Source organism: Streptomyces sp. A012304, assembly GCF_026008495.1.
Taxonomy (GTDB): domain Bacteria; phylum Actinomycetota; class Actinomycetes; order Streptomycetales; family Streptomycetaceae; genus Streptomyces.
Genome location: NZ_BQUN01000112.1, coordinates 140,762 through 155,175, shown reverse-complemented (window position 1 = coordinate 155,175; position 14,414 = coordinate 140,762). Strand labels below are relative to the sequence as shown.

The following is a 14,414-nucleotide window of genomic DNA, read 5'->3' as shown; positions in this document are numbered from 1 at the left end:
GGCGGGGATCTCCCGGCCCCGCCGCGACGACGGCAGCCGCGACGGACGCAAGAGCTCGGTTCGAACCGCCTACCGACGATGAAGGTGCCGTCATCACCTACAACGGCGGCGCAGAGGTCGTCCGCTCATTGATCCGATGACGCCCCCGGCCGTCCCGCCGAGCAGAGGCGCCAGGTGCTCGGCCATCACGAGCAGGGACCGCTCCGAATAGGCCGGTCCTACCAGCTGCACACCGATCGGGAGGCCATCGGCGGTACGCGCAACAGGCATGACCAGGCTGGGCAGACCGACGTGGCTGGTCAGGTTGGCCCAGCCGGTCTGGTCGAAGAAGCTCCGTTCGACGCCGTCGACCATGAGAGAGCGGCTCCCGGCTGGGATCGCCGCAGTAGGAGCGGCGGGCGTAATGAGGACGTCGTGCTGGGCGTCGGCGAAGAACCGGTGCCACGTCTGCCGGAGCCGGAGGCGCTCCTCGTTGGCGCGGAGCCAGACACGGTGTGTCTGCGTTCGGTGGCGGAGGAAGGCGGCTCGAGGGCTCGCATCGTCCGTGTGTAGGTCACGGGCAGCGGCGAGTTCGGCGGCGCTAGCGTCGTCGTCGGTGGCTGCGGTCGTGGTGGCGTAGAGGAGCTGCTCAAAGAGGCGCAGAGAGTCAGCGAAGCCGACCGGCCCCGCGGTGTGGCGGACACTCGCGCCGGCGGAGGTCAGCGTCCGTTCGACGGTGGCGAGAGCATCGGCGGTGCTGCGGTCGACTGGGCAGCTCGCGTCGTCGGCCCACACTGCTACGCGGAGCTGGCCGATCGGGCGTTGCGCTGTGGGCAGCGTGACGCTCCAGGGGTTGTTCTCGTCGGGTGACGGTGTCGTCAGTGCGGCGAGGAGGAGGTCGAGGTCTCGGGGGTGGCGGGCCAGGGGGCCGGGGGTGACCATGTCGCTGCTGGTGATCCACCCCGGCGGGCGAGGGACGTGGCCGCGGGCTGGGATGAGTCCCTGTGTGGGGCGCAGGCCGTAGACACCGCAGTAGTGGGCGGGGAGCCGCAGGGAGCCGGCGAGGTCGCTGCCGAGGTCGGCGGGGGTCAGACGGGCGGCGACTGCTGCGGCGGGGCCGCCGGAGGAGCCGCCGGTAGTGCGCTTGGGGTCATGCGGGTTAAGCGTGGGGCCGAACAGGACGTTGTCGGTGTGCAGGTCTTGGCAGTACGCCGGGGTATTGGTCTTGCCCATGATGACGGCGCCTTGGTAACGGAGCCGGGCGACGGCGTCGGCGTCGTGTGCGGGAAAGTGATCGGCGAGGTCTTCGGCACCGCTGGTGGTGCGCAGGCCGGCCGTCTCGAAGCTGTCCTTGATCGTGAGGGGAAGGCCGTCGAGGATGCCGGTGCTCTCGTTGCGGGCGCGGCGTTCGTCGGCCGCGTGTGCGACGGCTCGGGCAGCGCTGTCGTCGCGGGTGACGACGGCGTTGATCTGGCTGGCGTCGATCTGCGCCAGGTGGAGGTCGAGCAGTTCGCGGCTGGAGATCTCGCGGCGATCCAGGGCCTGGAGCTGGACGTGGGCGGGCTGGTGGGTGAGGTCGGTGGTCATGCGGAGACCTGCTCAAGGTGGGGGGCTCGTACGGGCTGGCGGGGCAGGTGGCGCGCGATGTCGAGGAGAGCGTCGATGTCGTCCATGGGCCTGCTGGTCTGGCGTTCGGAGTCGGCGAACTCGGTGAGCTGGTCGGTCTCCGGGCGGGTACCGGCGGCCCGGGCGGCGATTCCGGCGAGGATCTGGTCGGCGGTGACGGCCGCGGACAGCTCTTCTCCGTGAAGCCCTCGAGCCCGGTGGCGGGCTTCGCTCGCTTCGCGGACTGCGGCATCAAGGTACTGACGGATCACGAACCGTCCGTCTCTGATCTCGACTGCTCGGCGGTAGAGCCGGATCGAGATGCTACGGAAGCAGCGCCTCTGGGCCGGGTCGACTCGGTCAATCGGCAGTGTGATCTCGGCGCCTCGCTGTAGAACGCCAGCCACAGGGGGCGTAGGCCGTAGTAGCTGCGGTATTGCTTGATCCGGTACTGGAGGCTCTGCGCCTGATCGTTGATGGTGGGCACTAGTAGGACTCCGTTGGGTCTTTCCGTCGGTGGTGTTCAGCGGCATGGTGGGTGTGTGGACGCACATGAAGTGAACCGTGCTCGGGCGAAGTTGGCGTTATTCGTCGCGGATGTGTTCGCGTCGGTGCCGCGCAAGGATCAACGGGCGAAGAGCGACTGCCGGACGGCAATGAGCAGAACCTGCAGCAGTTCGTGAACCAGTCGACGTGGGATCCGGTGCCGGTGCGGCGGCGGATCGCGGAGCGGATGGTGCCGCTGATCGGCCCGGATGCCTGGGCGGTGGACGATGTGTCGTTTCCCAAGGACGGGAAGATGTCGGTGGCGGTCGCGCCCCAGTACTGCGGAGCCTTGGGCAAGCAGGCCAACTGCCAGGTCGCGGTGAGCGTGCACGCGGTCTCCGACACCGCGTCCTGTCCGCTGCAGTGGCGCCTGTTCGTGCCCCAGGAGTGGGCGGACGACCCGGCCCGCCGACGCAAGACGGGGGTCCCTGGGGAGATCGGGCACCGGGAGAAGTGGCGCCTGTTGCCGGAGCTACGGCTCCACCAGAGGTGTGTCGCCTCACGATCTCTCGGCCCAAGGCAGCCTCGCTGCGGCGTCGCTCTTCGCTGGGAGGGGCCCGGCCAGCTCTCCGTGACAACGCCGCACCGGACGGCTGCGTGAAGCCGTTGAGCGCAATCATGATCGGGAGGTCGGCTCCGTGATGCCGTCGGGCTGTCCCGTTGAACCCGTGCCCTGACCCGACTGGGTTCCGATACTGCTTGCACTGCACGATCAGGATGCGGTCTTCGTCATCACGGGCAGTGATGTCCACGCCGAGGTCACCGGCGCCTCCGACCCGCCTGGGACTCCGGAAACCGTCACGAGCCAGGAGATCAGTGCACGCCTGCTCGAAACCCGTCGCACTCATCGACGAGAGCTGCTTAATCTTGAAGGTCAGTGCGTCCGCCTCGATCGCATCGCCAGCGGGAGCGACGAACGTGTTGTCCGCGTCGGCATACGTGTTGACGTCGAACAGGAATGACAGGATTCTGCCGGCAGGAGCAGCACGGCGAGTCCGCCGGCGACGATGGGCCCGGTCGACCACGGGTGATCGGCTATCAGCCCCCACAGATCTACGGCGCTCCACTGACCGACGTCCTCGGTGAGCCACTCCCAGAGCATGTTGCCGACGGCCAGCGCGCTGACCGCATACAGCAGGAACCGTAGCAGCGGGTCGAGCGACCCGTCCTCGTCGAACACCACACCCCCAGACGTCTTGGGCAGCGATCACGATCTTTGCCAGTCATGCCGCACGCCTGAATCGGCTCGGGCGGGAGCGCGCGGACAATCCGAGGAGCTCGTGCAGAGCGGCACCATCCTCGGCCCAGCGCCGAAGCTTTTCCCGGTCGATCCAGTGGACGCCGTGCCGGTCGCCCCACGCCATGGCATCGCGGGTGAAGGCTCCGTTGGTGACGACGACAGCGTGATCGGCTTTGTGGACCGGCCCGGCCGTCCCCTTCACCGCGTACATCACAGCTGAGCCCACCTTCCCGTCGACGCGGGTGTGCTTGGCCTGCACCACGATCCGGCCGCGCTGCGGATGGTCACCGATGACGTCGGCGGCCTGGTCGCCGCCGCCACCCACTCTGCGGGCCAGCCAGCCGTCGCGGACCAGCAGATCCCGCAGGGCGTACTCGAAGCGACGGTCGTCCATGGTGTCGAACTCCGCGAGCGTGATCCGCAGAGTGGCCAGCCGCTCCTTCTCCCGACGCCGCATCGTGGTCGCCTGCCTGATCCGCCACGCCGCGACAGCTCCCGTGAGCAGGGCGAGAGCCAGCAGGACAGGCCAGGCCGCCTTCAGTGTGCCGACTGCCATGGCCGCCGTCCGCGCCACCAGGACGAGCACAGCCAGGGCGACTACAGCCGCTGCGACCAGTTCCGCGGCACCGCGAGGGCGCCGCAGACGTATCCGTCCCATTAGCGGTCGGCCGTCGCGCTGGCCGCCGGCTTCGGATCCGTCGGCGGTGTCGTGGCGGTGGACTCACTGAACCCGAACACCTGCCCCCACAGCCACACGCCGGCCAGTAAGCCGGCAATCATCCAACCGCTCATGCGCTTGGCGCTCCTGGGCTTCGGATTGCGACGGATGTGACCGCGTACCCGGTGGAACCCGTCCGGCACCTTCGACATGTTTCCCCTTCCCGTCGGTGGGCCGCGGAGCGCGGCTCATCCCAACAAAAGGGTGTAGCAGTGGGCACTGACAGCAGCTGATGGGTCATCACGGCGCTACGCCCCGGTCGAGTCGCCATCAGGCCAGGAGGGCCCACACCGTCAGGCCAATTCACGGGGCAGCGAGCCTGAGGCAGCTCAGCTGGGCGAATGCCCTTCTCAGCTCCCAAGCGGTTCACCATGGCCCTTGCCGCCAGCCCTCACGCGGCGCGTGATCGTCCGTCTCTCACTTGCGGAAACAGCTCCGGTCACGCCAAGCGGAGCTCTGCCGACGAATGGCGAAAAGCAGCGGAAGCGCACTCACAGCCATAGTGCGCCGGCGCCGCCCCTTCGAACCGTGGTTCTGCGACCATGACCCGGGGGCGTCACAGGGTCGGGAGGCACTGGTAGGCACTGATCAACCCGCCACCGCGACGCCTCGGCCAACCGAGCCCCCACGGGACGAATTCTCAACGCGGTGTCGCCGCGGTCTTGCGAGGACAGCGCCACGGTTGTGGGGCCGGGCCGAAGAAACCGCCGCTGGCCTCCGCCAGCGCCGGATCCAGTCTTGGTGCAGCCCGGTCAGGACAGTCTTCTGCGGCCCGTCGTCGCCTCTCGAAGCAGCGCCGAGGCCGTCATCGTCGTACAAGCGCAACATGCGAGCAGCGCTCATCACCATGAACCTTCGAACCAAGATCCGGACCATAACCGGACCAGCCGTCCGCAGCTTGTGGTGATCGGAGCTGTTTTCTCTGGTCAAACTGCATCCGAGCCGTGTACCACCAGCAGACCAAGAACCTCCTGGTCTCGTACTCGCCGAAGAAGCTGGGCTTCTTCTAGGCGTAGAAAAAGGGCGCCTGACCTGGGCAGATGCCCGTCAGGCGCCCTCGTCCGGGTGCGTCTAGATCACGAGGCGAAATCGGCCTCAAGGGGAGGGGCGAGGGCGTCACGAGGTCATACTCCGATCGAAGGCGCCGACAGCGCAGGCTGCGGTGCCAGCCCCGCGCCTGGATGGGAACTCCCTCATCCGTGGGACCGGGTCCATGTCCTGTTCCGCCTCCGGCAGCGAGATGAGCTGCCAGAGTTTCCGTAGAGTCCGGGGAGCCTGTCTCAGGCGGACTGATGGACTTGTTGCCGACCGAACCCGGCACACTCGAACTCAGCTCACTCGGCGGGCCTCATACGAAAGGCCGGGCCGGGGACGCTCTCGATGTCCTCCGCCCGCACCGGGTGGCCCTGTGCGCAGCGAGGCTGGACGTCGACGTGCGCGCCGCATCCGCGGTGCCGCGCGAGCACGGCCGGACCCTCGGGGTCCGCGCGATAGCGGTCGCCCCATTGCAGGAGCCCCATCACGGCCGGCACGAGATCCATGCCCTTGGCGGTGATCACATATTTGGGACGGCTGCGCGAGCCGGGCTCCTTGTACGTCTCGGTGGCCAGGATCCCCTCTGCCACGAGCATGCGAAGCCGGGCTGCCAGAAGGTTGCGGGGGCAGCCGAGGACTCGCTCGAAGTCGCCGAAGCGTGACGAGCCGTACCAGACCTCGCGAAGGATCAGGATCGTCCACTTCTCGCCGACGACCTCGAGGGTCCGCGCGATCGAGCAGTTCGACGTGTCCCGGTCGAGACGGGGATCCATACCTGTGCCTTGAAGAACTTCGGTCCACGCGTCCATGGGGACGATCCTAACCACGGCTGAGTTTACTTTCTTATACTCAGAGCGTAGCGTCGTGACCAGCACACCGATCCGACCGCACGCGAGAGGGCGGCGCGGCAGCAGAACCCCGCTGAATCCCACCCCGGCCCATCGAAGATCACGCAGAAGGCTGACCCCCATGAAGGCATTCGTCGTCGAGAAGTACGGCAAAGACGGCGTGCGCGCCGCGCTGGCGCCCGAGCCCACCGTCGGGGACCGCGACGTCCTGGTCCGGGTGAGCGCCGCCGGCGTCAACCCGCTGGACAAGATGGTCCGCAACGGGGAGTTCAAGCAGCTCCTGAAGTACAAGACCCCGTTCGTGCTCGGCCACGACGTGGCCGGGGTCGTGACGAAGGTCGGCTCCGCCGTACACGGCTTCGAAGTCGGCGACGAGGTCTACGCCCGTCCACGCGACCTGCGGATCGGAGGCTTCGCGGAGTACATCGCGATCGACGTCGACGATGTCGCCCCCAAGCCCGCCTCGCTCACCCTCCAGGAGGCGGCCGCGGTCCCGCTGGTGGCACTGACCGCCTGGCAGATCCTGGTCGACCGTGCCCACGTCGGGCCGGGGCAGAAGGTACTCATCCACGCCGGCGCCGGCGGCCTCGGTTCTACGGTCATCCAGCTCGCCAAACACCTCGGCGCCACCGTGGCGACGACCGCGCAGGCCCGCGCCGAGGACCTGGTCAGGAGCCTCGGCGCCGATGTCGTCGTCGACTACACCAAGGAGGACTTCTCGCAGGTACTGTCCGGCTTCGACCTGGTGCTCGACTCGCTGGGCGGGACGAACCTCGAGAAGTCGCTGACCGTACTGAAGCCCGGCGGCCTGGCCATCGGTGTCGCGGGCCCGCCGGATGCCGGGTTCGCCAGACAGCTCGGAGCCCCCTCGTTCATGGGCCTGGTCATGAACACCCTCAGTCGCAAGATCCGCAAGCGGGCCAAGTCGCTCGGCGTGCGCTACGAGTTCTTCTTCATGCAGGCGGGCGGCGCCGAGCTGCGGAAGCTCGGCGCCCTCTACGACAGCGGACAGCTACGCCCGGTCATCGACCGGGTCTTCTCGTTCGACCAGACGCTCGAAGCCATGGCCTATGTCGAGCACGGACGCACCAAGGCAGGCAAGGTCGTGGTCTCGATGACCCCCGACAGCGACTGAGCCCGGGCCGGCCACGAACGACAGACCGGCGACCCCGCTCACGGGCGACCGTCCAGGACGCGGCCCCCACCCCCACAGTCGGCACAGGAGCCGTTCCCCGAGGGAAGCCCAGCCATCTGAGTTTACTTTTGCATACTCAAAACCTGGCGTCACCCACCCGCACATCCACCTGGCTGCCACGGGGGAAGCACCCTTGGGAGCGACCTGTAAAGGAGCAGGATCATGGGGGTAAGCCCCGAGGCCCAGCAGTTCGCGGAGTTCCTGGCGAGCGTGAGCACGAAGTCCTCGATGCCGGGCCTCGACCTGGCCGTCATCCGCGACATCGTCGACTCGAACCACAAGGCGTCCGCCGAGCCGGAGGACGTCACCTACGCCGAGGTGGACGCGGACGGCGTGCCCGCCCTCTGGGCCATCCCCGAGGGCGCCGACCCCGAGAAGGCGCTGCTCCACTTCCACTTCGGCGGGTCGGTCACCGCGTCCATGCACTCGGACCGCAAGGCCGCCGGTCACATCGCGAAGGCGGCCGGTGCCCGGTCCCTCGTCGTGGACTTCCGCCTGGCGCCCGAGCATCCTCACCCGGCGCAGCTCGACGACGCCGAGACGGCCTACCGTTGGCTGCTCTCCCAGGGCTACGAACCGCGGAACATCGGCAGCACGGGCCACTCCATCGGCGGCACACTCGCCGTGATGCTGCCGCTGCGGCTGCTCGCGAAGGGCGAGGCGGCCCCGGGCGCGATCGTCAGCGTGTCCCCCTGGACCGACCTCACCATCCAGAATCCCTCGGTGGACGGGAACGAAGAGAACGACAAGATGCTCAGCCGGGGCACGCTCGAACTATTCCGGGCTGCCTGGCTGCAGGAGCCCGGCCTGGACTTCGCCGACCCCCGGATCAGCCTCACCAACGCCGATCTGACGGGCCTGCCGCCCACGGTCGTCCACTACGGCGAGTACGAGATCCTCGCCGACGACGGCGCCCAGCTCGGCCGCCGCCTCGCGGACTTCAAGGTCACCTCCGAGGTACACCCGATGCCCGAGGGACAGCACTCCTTCATCCTGGGCGCGGGACGCGTTCCCGAGGTGGACCAGGCGATCCAGCAGATGGGGCAGTGGCTCCGCAAGCACCTCGGCGCCTGAGCACAACAGGCCGACGGGGTGCCTGCCCAGTCCGCCGGCACCCGTCGCACTCCCGCCCCGACCTGTCGGCCGACATGCGGTACGCGTGCCCCAGACAGCCCCGCAGCGGAAACACATCACGCCTTCCGCGCCAGCTCCGACGATGCCGAGGCCTTCTGGCTCGACGCGGGCACACCGCCTGCGGCCGACTCCTCTGCCTCTCGGAAGGTGCGCCCGACCAAGGGGCACGCCCACCTCTATAATATTACGCACGTCAGGCCATGGCATACGCTGAGGTTCGAGCGCTCACCTCACGAAGCGAACGGAGAAGGCCTGTGGTGCGCTATGCCAAGGAACACAAGCAGGTGACGCGGCAGCGGATCATCGAGAAGGCCGGCCAGCGGTTCAAGCAGGACGGGATAGACGGCTCCGGCGTCTCCACGCTGATGGCGGATGCCGGGCTGACCAACGGCGCCTTCTACGCCCACTTCGCCTCCAAGGACGACCTTGTCGCAAACGTCGTCGCGGCGGAACTGCACACACAGGCCGTGAGGTTCAACACCTTGCGTCCCGGACGCCCGGGCCTCGAGGACCTCGTTCGCGAGTATCTGTCGCCCGAGCATCGGGACAACCCCGACATGGGATGCCCTTCCGCCGCGCTGCTCGACGAGATCGGCCGTTGCGGGGACGCGACCAAGCAGGCCTACACCGACGGCGCGAAGAGCATCGTGGCGGAGATCGCCGCCCGCCTGACGCCGGCGGATCCGCAGGCCGCCCACCTCAAGGCCATTGGGCTCTTCACCATGATGGTGGGAACCCTGCAGCTGTCGCGGGCACTCTCCGACCGGAAGTTCGCGGATGAGGTCCTCGAGCAGGGAATCGAGAACGCCCGCGCGTTCATGAACTGAGAAATACAGCCGCCCGGCCGCATGGCGGCCCGCTTCCGCTGTGGAACGTACGAAGGGACCGAACCCGCACGCGACCCGACGCCATGCGTCGGCCGATGGTTCGTGGCTCGCGACTGGCCACTGAATCGTCGCAGCCCTGTCCAGCCTCTGTCTTGCGCCGAACCGCCGAAGGCACCTGCGGCGCAGGGCGACAACCGCAGGGCGTGGATGTTCGTCCGACGCAAGAGACGCCGAGACACCGTCAGCGGGCCCACGAGCGCGGCTGCGCGGCGCACCCGGACGGGACTGCCGACGGGGCCGCGTCAGGGACCTCGGCACACGCGCCGGGGCCGCCCCACCCGGATGCGAGGCACCCCCGCGCGATGGACGACCGTGCCGCCGCCCGGAGTTCCGGATCGGCGGCACGGTCGGGCGCTCAGGCGGCGAGGAAGTCGGCCACCTGTTTGGTGAACGGCTTGGCGAACTGGAACAGGAACGCGTGGCCGGCCCCGGCGTAGAGCACGAGGGTGGCGTTGTCGAGGTGCTGGACCGCGACGTAGGAGTTGTGGGCGGGGATCATCACGTCCTCCAGGCCGTTGGCGTAGAGGACCGGCTGCTTGATGGCCTGCAGCTCCGCCTTCACCTGGTCGAAGGGGACTGCCAGGAGTTCGGCCGCCGCGGTGAGCATGCCCTGCGCCGCGACCTCGGAGACCGCTGGGCCGCCGGCGGCGAGCCGGGGCGCGAGGTGGGTGAAGTGCTCGTGCCCGGCGGCACGGGCCGCGTCCGTCGCGGGGTAGAAGAGGTACAGCATGTCCTCAAGGTCGGCATCGGGCTTGCCCATGATGCCCAGGACCTTCTCGCTGAAGTCCGGAGCGCCGGGCACCCAGCCGGCCGGGCCGCTGCCCGCCACGACGAGCCTGCGCACCAATTCAGGGCGCCGTACGGCCACCCGCTGGGCAACGATGCCACCCAGGGACCAGCCGAGCAGGTCGGCCCGCCCGAGACCGAGCGCCTCGATGAACTCGATGGCCCCCTCGGCGAACCCTTCGAGGGAGTCACGCGGTTCGCCATCGGTGTAGCCGACGCCGACATTGTCGAACAGGATCACGTCGTGGTCGGCGGCCAGATAGTCCAGGAACTCCGGGTCCCACCAGTCGATGGTGCCGCGGAAGCGGTTCAGCAGGACCAACGGGACACCGCCCTGCGGCCCCAACCGTCGATAGGTGAACCGCGCCGAGGGACCCTCGACCGTGAGGTTCTCGGCCTTGTCCGCCAGATATGTACTCATGATGCCCTTCGTCAGTTGATGGACGCCTGCCGGGTCTCCCCAGTTCGATCGCGTGGCACTGGGAAGGCCCGCGCCGAACCCGTGACGAGCGGTCCGCCCGCAGCGTCCGCAGTGCCGAGCGGACGTCGCCGACCAGCAGTCGACCCGTCCTGATCACGCGGCCGTCTGCTCGATCACGCCGATGCCGTGCGCGTCATCCGGTGCACCGAGCCACAGGAGGGCGGGCTGCGGGCCTGCCTCCGACGGCTTCCGACTCGTTCCGATCGCGCCGGAGTCCGCCTCGTCACGACACGAGAAAAAGACGCCGACCAACCCGAGGCCGCCATTAAATTATGTTCATAATCCTATGTGGGGTCGACTCGGCACGCAAGCGCCTCCGGCGGCGGGGGGGTCTGACGGGTGGCCGCCGACCGACCACGGCTGTTGCCGATCAACTGCACACAGAACGCGAGCATCGTCGTTCGTCCTGCCGGACGGCTCCCTCGCCCGCGACACCAGGCCACCTAAGTCCGCGCCCTGGCCTTCGGCCTTGTCCCCGACGACCTGCGGGCGGTGACGGCCGGGCGACTCGTGGACCTGATCCGCAAGGCCGGCGACCACCTCGGCACTGGCTTGTACCACGTCGCCGGTGTAAGCCCCCGCGAGGGCGCCCCCGGCTGACGCCACTTCGACATCCGCCCGCAGCCGGGCGGCGGGCTGACCTTCGCCGAGGCCGAGTTCGACTCGGTGCGTGGTCGGATCAAGGTGCGCCGGCGGATCACGGACGACGGCCGCTTCCGGCTGGAGCCGACGGTGCCGCCGACCGCCACGGCGACGGTCACCGTGCCCGACGGCTCGATGTTCCAGGCGGCGCCCGGTGAGCGATTCCACACGTGCGGGGTCGGGTCGCGCCCCTGAGAGAGGACGCGATGACGTCGGCTGCGGTTCGGCAGCGCGGCCAAGGGGGCGGGGCCACGTCCGTCAGCGGCTCCGCCCCCTTGGTGCGATCACGTCATGAGGCGTCTCGCCAACACTTCGGCATTCCGGTCAAATCGCGTCTCACGGCCCGTCCGCGGGGGTATCCGTGAGGCCGAGGATCCACGCACACCACTCCGTGTCGGCGCGCCGTCCGGGCAGGTCCAGCACGGTGGAGACCGTCAGGACGAGACCGGTGGCGACGAAGGAGCGTACCTCCATCGCGTCAGCTCCCGACAGACGGATGATGGTCTGCTGGAGGTCGAGTTGACGTCGTCGTACCGCCTCCTGGACCGTCTCGTCGCCTGCGGCGGCGTAAGCCTGCAACAGGACGAGGCCGACGGTCGGTCGGCTGCGCAGGAGATCCCGGTAGGCGTCACCGAGCGCGCCCAGGCTCGTTTCCGCGCTCTCGAACGCGGCCTCGATCCTGTCGTAGGCCGCGTCCACGACCTGAAGGAACAACTCTCGCTTCGAGCCGAACATCTGCACGATGCGGGGATGTGAGATCCCGACTCGGGCGGCGATCGCCTCGATGCCCGCCCCCGACAGTCCCTTCAGAGCGAACTCCGCGTCGGCCGCCTCCATGATCTCGGCCCGCCGCACCGCGGCGGGTTTGCGCGAACGGCCCGACTCGGTCACTTCTCGGTTTCCGCGCGGCTGAGCTGGCTCAGCACGAAGCGGTGGTCGTACAAACACCGGTAGGCGTGGATCAGACCGTCTTCACCCAACTCCAGACGGTCGTCACCGTGGAACTCCACGCGCTGATCCGAGCCCGCGAGGGTTCCCGAGAAGTGCCAGGCCACCAGCACGGCCCGCCGCGTCACCTCTCCGTACAGCCCCATGCGGGTGAACGAGTAGTCGGGGAAGGTGCGTGCCATGAGCGTGACGAAGTCGCGGATGCTGTCGGTGCCGTACGCCGTCTCACCCAGCGCGGGTTCGTCATACACCAGATCCTCGGCGCACAGCGCCGCCACGGCGTCGCCGTCGTGCTCGTTCCAGGCCCTCTCCCATCGATCGCAGAACGCCTCAAGGCCACGGGTGTCGGTGGCGGCCACTTCAGCCACGGTCGCAGTCATGCATCTAACTTACAAGTCAGTAAGAAGCGACGCAATGACGCAGGTCCACCAGATCGGTCGGCCACCTGCTCACACCCTCGGTGCGGGCACCGGGATCCCCGAGAACGAGGGCTCGCGGGCACACGATGAAGGCGCCAGGACTTACTGATCGTTTCCGAATGAGGCTGGGCGGCGGAGGCTGTCGGCCAGTTTGAGCAGGAACCTAACGTAGGGCGGCAGCGACCAGGCCTTCGAGGGCCTCGCGCGGTACGTCGCCGCCGCTCACCAGCCGATCGAAGACGAGTCCGTCGATGCAGGTCAGCAGGATGTGGGTGCGGTTCTCGACGTCCGTGACGCCGTGCGTGGTGAGGAACAGCCGGACGGCCTCGCGGCCGGCGTTCTCACGCGGGAGGAGGATCTCGCGCAGCTCCGGGTCGCGCACGCTCTCGACAGCGCAGGCGTAGCGGGCGAGAGAGCGGCGTCGTCCCTCGCCGGTGAGTCGCTGTCGGGTGAGGAGCGCCATGCCGTTCACCAGTTCCTCGACGGTGCGCAGGGGTGGCAGCGCGGCGGGCATCGTTTGCAGTTCCGCTTGGTCGAGTTGGACCAGGCGTGTGACCAGTGCGGTAAGCAGCGCCGCTCGGGTGCGGAAGTAGGCCGAGGTGGTGCCGGGCGGCATGGCAGCTCTGCGGTCGACTGCGCGGTGGGTCAGGCCGCGGATCCCTTCGTCGGCGAGTACGTCGATAGCCGAGTCCGCGAGGAGTGTGCGCCGGTCCGAAGCCATACCCCTTTCTACACCTGTAGAGGCTCAGATAGGATCACCTTCTACAGATGTAGAAGAATCGGAGCTTCGGTATGGGCGGCACGGCAGTGGTGGTCGGAGGGGGCATCGGCGGGCTTGCCGCCGCAATCGGCCTGCGCCGCATCGGATGGGACGTGACCGTGGCCGAGCGCGCGTCCAGGCTCGAGGACTCGGGGGCGGGCATCTCACTGGCCGCCAACGGCCTGCGAGCCCTGGACGAACTCGGCGTCGGTGTGGCGGTACGAGATGCATCGCGAGGCCAGTACAGCGGCGGGACTCGCACGCCCCAGGGTGGTTGGCTGGCCCGGATGGACGGCTCAGTGCTGGAGAAGGCGGTGGGCACGCCGATCACGAGCATCCCCCGCTCCACCTTGCACCGACTGCTTCGCGACTTTCTGCCCGCCGAATCACTGCTGATCGGCTCCGAGGTGGCCTCGGTCGAGCAGATCGACTCCGGAACGGTTCAAGTCGGCTTCGGCGACACGGTCCTGGATGCCGATCTGGTGGTGGCGGCCGACGGCATCGGCAGCAAAGTCCGCAGCCATCTCTTCCCAGACCACCCCGGCCCGGTCTACAGCGGCTCGACGGTGCTGCGCGCCATCACCGAGCACGCGGTCGACCTGCGCACCGACTTCGAGCTGACCTGGGGCCGCGGCGCGGAGTTCGGGCACATCGCCTTCCTGGACGGGCGGGCCGAATGGCACGCCGTTCTCAGCCTCCCTGCCGGAGCGCGATTCGCCGACCCACTGGCCGAACTGCGCCGACGGTTCCACGCCTGGCACGATCCCATCCCCGCCCTGCTCGACGCGACCCGGCCCGACGCCGTTCTGCACCACGACGTCAACGAACTCCGCACACCGCTCCCCTCGTACACGGTCGGACGGATCGCGCTGCTCGGCGACGCGGCACACGCTATGACCCCCAACCTCGGACAGGGCGCCTGCCAAGCACTGGAGGACGCGGTCACCCTAGCCGCTGCCCTCGGCACCGGGCCCACCGTCGAAGCCGCGCTCGCCCGCTACAACGCCGAGCGCCGGCCGCGCAGCCAAGCCGTCGCGCGGGCTGCCCGGCAGGCCGGGCGCATGGGCCAGCAGCTCTCCCATCCACTGGCCGTCGCCCTGCGGAACACGGCGATGCGGCTGACACCGTCCCGCGTGGCAATGCGCATGATCCTTCGACACCACGCCTGGGTCCCGCCACAGCTGAACTGAT

At 68.6% G+C, this 14,414-nt stretch carries 15 protein-coding genes and 2 pseudogenes; 6 read left to right on the top strand and 11 right to left on the bottom strand.

Going from position 1 to position 14,414, the window contains the following annotated elements; translation table 11 throughout:
• Window positions 1-93: 93 nt before the first annotated feature.
• Entirely contained in the window at window positions 94-1,566 is a 1,473-nt protein-coding gene (locus tag ALMP_RS29415) for an amidase family protein (protein ID WP_264933715.1), read from the bottom strand.
• Window positions 1,563-2,117, bottom strand: coding sequence for a DUF6545 domain-containing protein (locus tag ALMP_RS44205; protein ID WP_309299552.1), 555 nt, complete (start codon window positions 2,115-2,117; stop codon window positions 1,563-1,565). Before ALMP_RS44205 ends, ALMP_RS29415 begins: the two co-directional genes overlap by 4 nt.
• A gap of 9 nt (window positions 2,118-2,126) precedes the next feature.
• Between ALMP_RS44205 and ALMP_RS29405 the strand changes: the two are divergent.
• Window positions 2,127-2,593: pseudogene (locus ALMP_RS29405) on the top strand (transposase); the annotation flags it as partial.
• Between the two features lie 178 nt (window positions 2,594-2,771).
• Here the strand turns inward: ALMP_RS29405 and ALMP_RS29400 are convergent.
• The 5 genes and pseudogenes from ALMP_RS29400 to ALMP_RS29380 form a co-directional block, all read right to left on the bottom strand.
• Window positions 2,772-2,978 (bottom strand): annotated as a pseudogene (locus ALMP_RS29400) (restriction endonuclease); the annotation flags it as partial.
• A gap of 26 nt (window positions 2,979-3,004) precedes the next feature.
• Window positions 3,005-3,310, bottom strand: a complete 306-nt coding sequence (locus ALMP_RS29395; RefSeq protein WP_264933713.1) for a hypothetical protein — start codon at window positions 3,308-3,310, stop codon at window positions 3,005-3,007.
• Window positions 3,311-3,353: 43 nt separating this feature from the next.
• Window positions 3,354-4,028, bottom strand: coding sequence for a restriction endonuclease (locus tag ALMP_RS29390; RefSeq protein ID WP_264933712.1), 675 nt, complete (start codon window positions 4,026-4,028; stop codon window positions 3,354-3,356).
• On the bottom strand, window positions 4,028-4,240 hold the full coding sequence (locus ALMP_RS29385) for a hypothetical protein (protein ID WP_079033661.1): 213 nt from the start codon (window positions 4,238-4,240) through the stop codon (window positions 4,028-4,030). Before ALMP_RS29385 ends, ALMP_RS29390 begins: the two co-directional genes overlap by 1 nt.
• Window positions 4,241-5,422: 1,182 nt before the next feature.
• A complete protein-coding gene (locus ALMP_RS29380) occupies window positions 5,423-5,896 on the bottom strand; it encodes a helix-turn-helix domain-containing protein (RefSeq protein WP_309299555.1) in 474 nt (157 codons plus the stop codon).
• 196 nt (window positions 5,897-6,092) lie between these two features.
• On the opposite strand from ALMP_RS29380, the gene ALMP_RS29375 reads away from it, so the two are divergent.
• The 3 genes from ALMP_RS29375 (at window position 6,093) to ALMP_RS29365 (ending at window position 9,127) form a co-directional block, all read left to right on the top strand.
• Window positions 6,093-7,106 (top strand): NADP-dependent oxidoreductase, encoded by a 1,014-nt coding sequence (locus ALMP_RS29375; RefSeq protein WP_264933710.1) that lies wholly within the window; start codon window positions 6,093-6,095, stop codon window positions 7,104-7,106.
• 222 nt (window positions 7,107-7,328) lie between these two features.
• Complete coding sequence (locus ALMP_RS29370) at window positions 7,329-8,240, top strand: alpha/beta hydrolase (RefSeq protein WP_264933709.1); 912 nt, start codon at window positions 7,329-7,331, stop codon at window positions 8,238-8,240.
• 314 nt (window positions 8,241-8,554) lie between these two features.
• Complete coding sequence (locus ALMP_RS29365) at window positions 8,555-9,127, top strand: TetR/AcrR family transcriptional regulator (RefSeq protein WP_264933707.1); 573 nt, start codon at window positions 8,555-8,557, stop codon at window positions 9,125-9,127.
• Window positions 9,128-9,542: 415 nt separating this feature from the next.
• On the opposite strand, the gene ALMP_RS29360 is transcribed toward ALMP_RS29365, so the two are convergent.
• Window positions 9,543-10,394, bottom strand: coding sequence for an alpha/beta fold hydrolase (locus ALMP_RS29360; protein WP_264933706.1), 852 nt, complete (start codon window positions 10,392-10,394; stop codon window positions 9,543-9,545).
• Window positions 10,395-11,066: 672 nt separating this feature from the next.
• On the opposite strand from ALMP_RS29360, the gene ALMP_RS29355 reads away from it, so the two are divergent.
• Complete coding sequence (locus tag ALMP_RS29355) at window positions 11,067-11,291, top strand: alpha-L-rhamnosidase C-terminal domain-containing protein (protein WP_264934009.1); 225 nt, start codon at window positions 11,067-11,069, stop codon at window positions 11,289-11,291.
• A gap of 141 nt (window positions 11,292-11,432) precedes the next feature.
• Here the strand turns inward: ALMP_RS29355 and ALMP_RS29350 are convergent, their stop codons facing one another.
• The 3 genes from ALMP_RS29350 to ALMP_RS29340 all read right to left on the bottom strand — a co-directional run bounded on the left by ALMP_RS29350 (window position 11,433) and on the right by ALMP_RS29340 (window position 13,184).
• Complete coding sequence (locus tag ALMP_RS29350) at window positions 11,433-11,987, bottom strand: TetR/AcrR family transcriptional regulator (protein ID WP_264933704.1); 555 nt, start codon at window positions 11,985-11,987, stop codon at window positions 11,433-11,435.
• The gene (locus ALMP_RS29345) at window positions 11,984-12,403 is read right to left on the bottom strand and encodes a nuclear transport factor 2 family protein (RefSeq protein WP_264933703.1); all 420 of its coding nucleotides are present in this window, start codon (window positions 12,401-12,403) and stop codon (window positions 11,984-11,986) included. Before ALMP_RS29345 ends, ALMP_RS29350 begins: the two co-directional genes overlap by 4 nt.
• A 223-nt stretch (window positions 12,404-12,626) precedes the next feature.
• Window positions 12,627-13,184, bottom strand: coding sequence for a TetR/AcrR family transcriptional regulator (locus ALMP_RS29340; RefSeq protein WP_264933702.1), 558 nt, complete (start codon window positions 13,182-13,184; stop codon window positions 12,627-12,629).
• A gap of 71 nt (window positions 13,185-13,255) precedes the next feature.
• Here ALMP_RS29340 and ALMP_RS29335 point away from each other — a divergent pair, with 71 nt between their 5' ends.
• Window positions 13,256-14,413, top strand: coding sequence for an FAD-dependent monooxygenase (locus ALMP_RS29335; protein ID WP_264933700.1), 1,158 nt, complete (start codon window positions 13,256-13,258; stop codon window positions 14,411-14,413).
• Window position 14,414 lies beyond the last annotated feature (1 nt).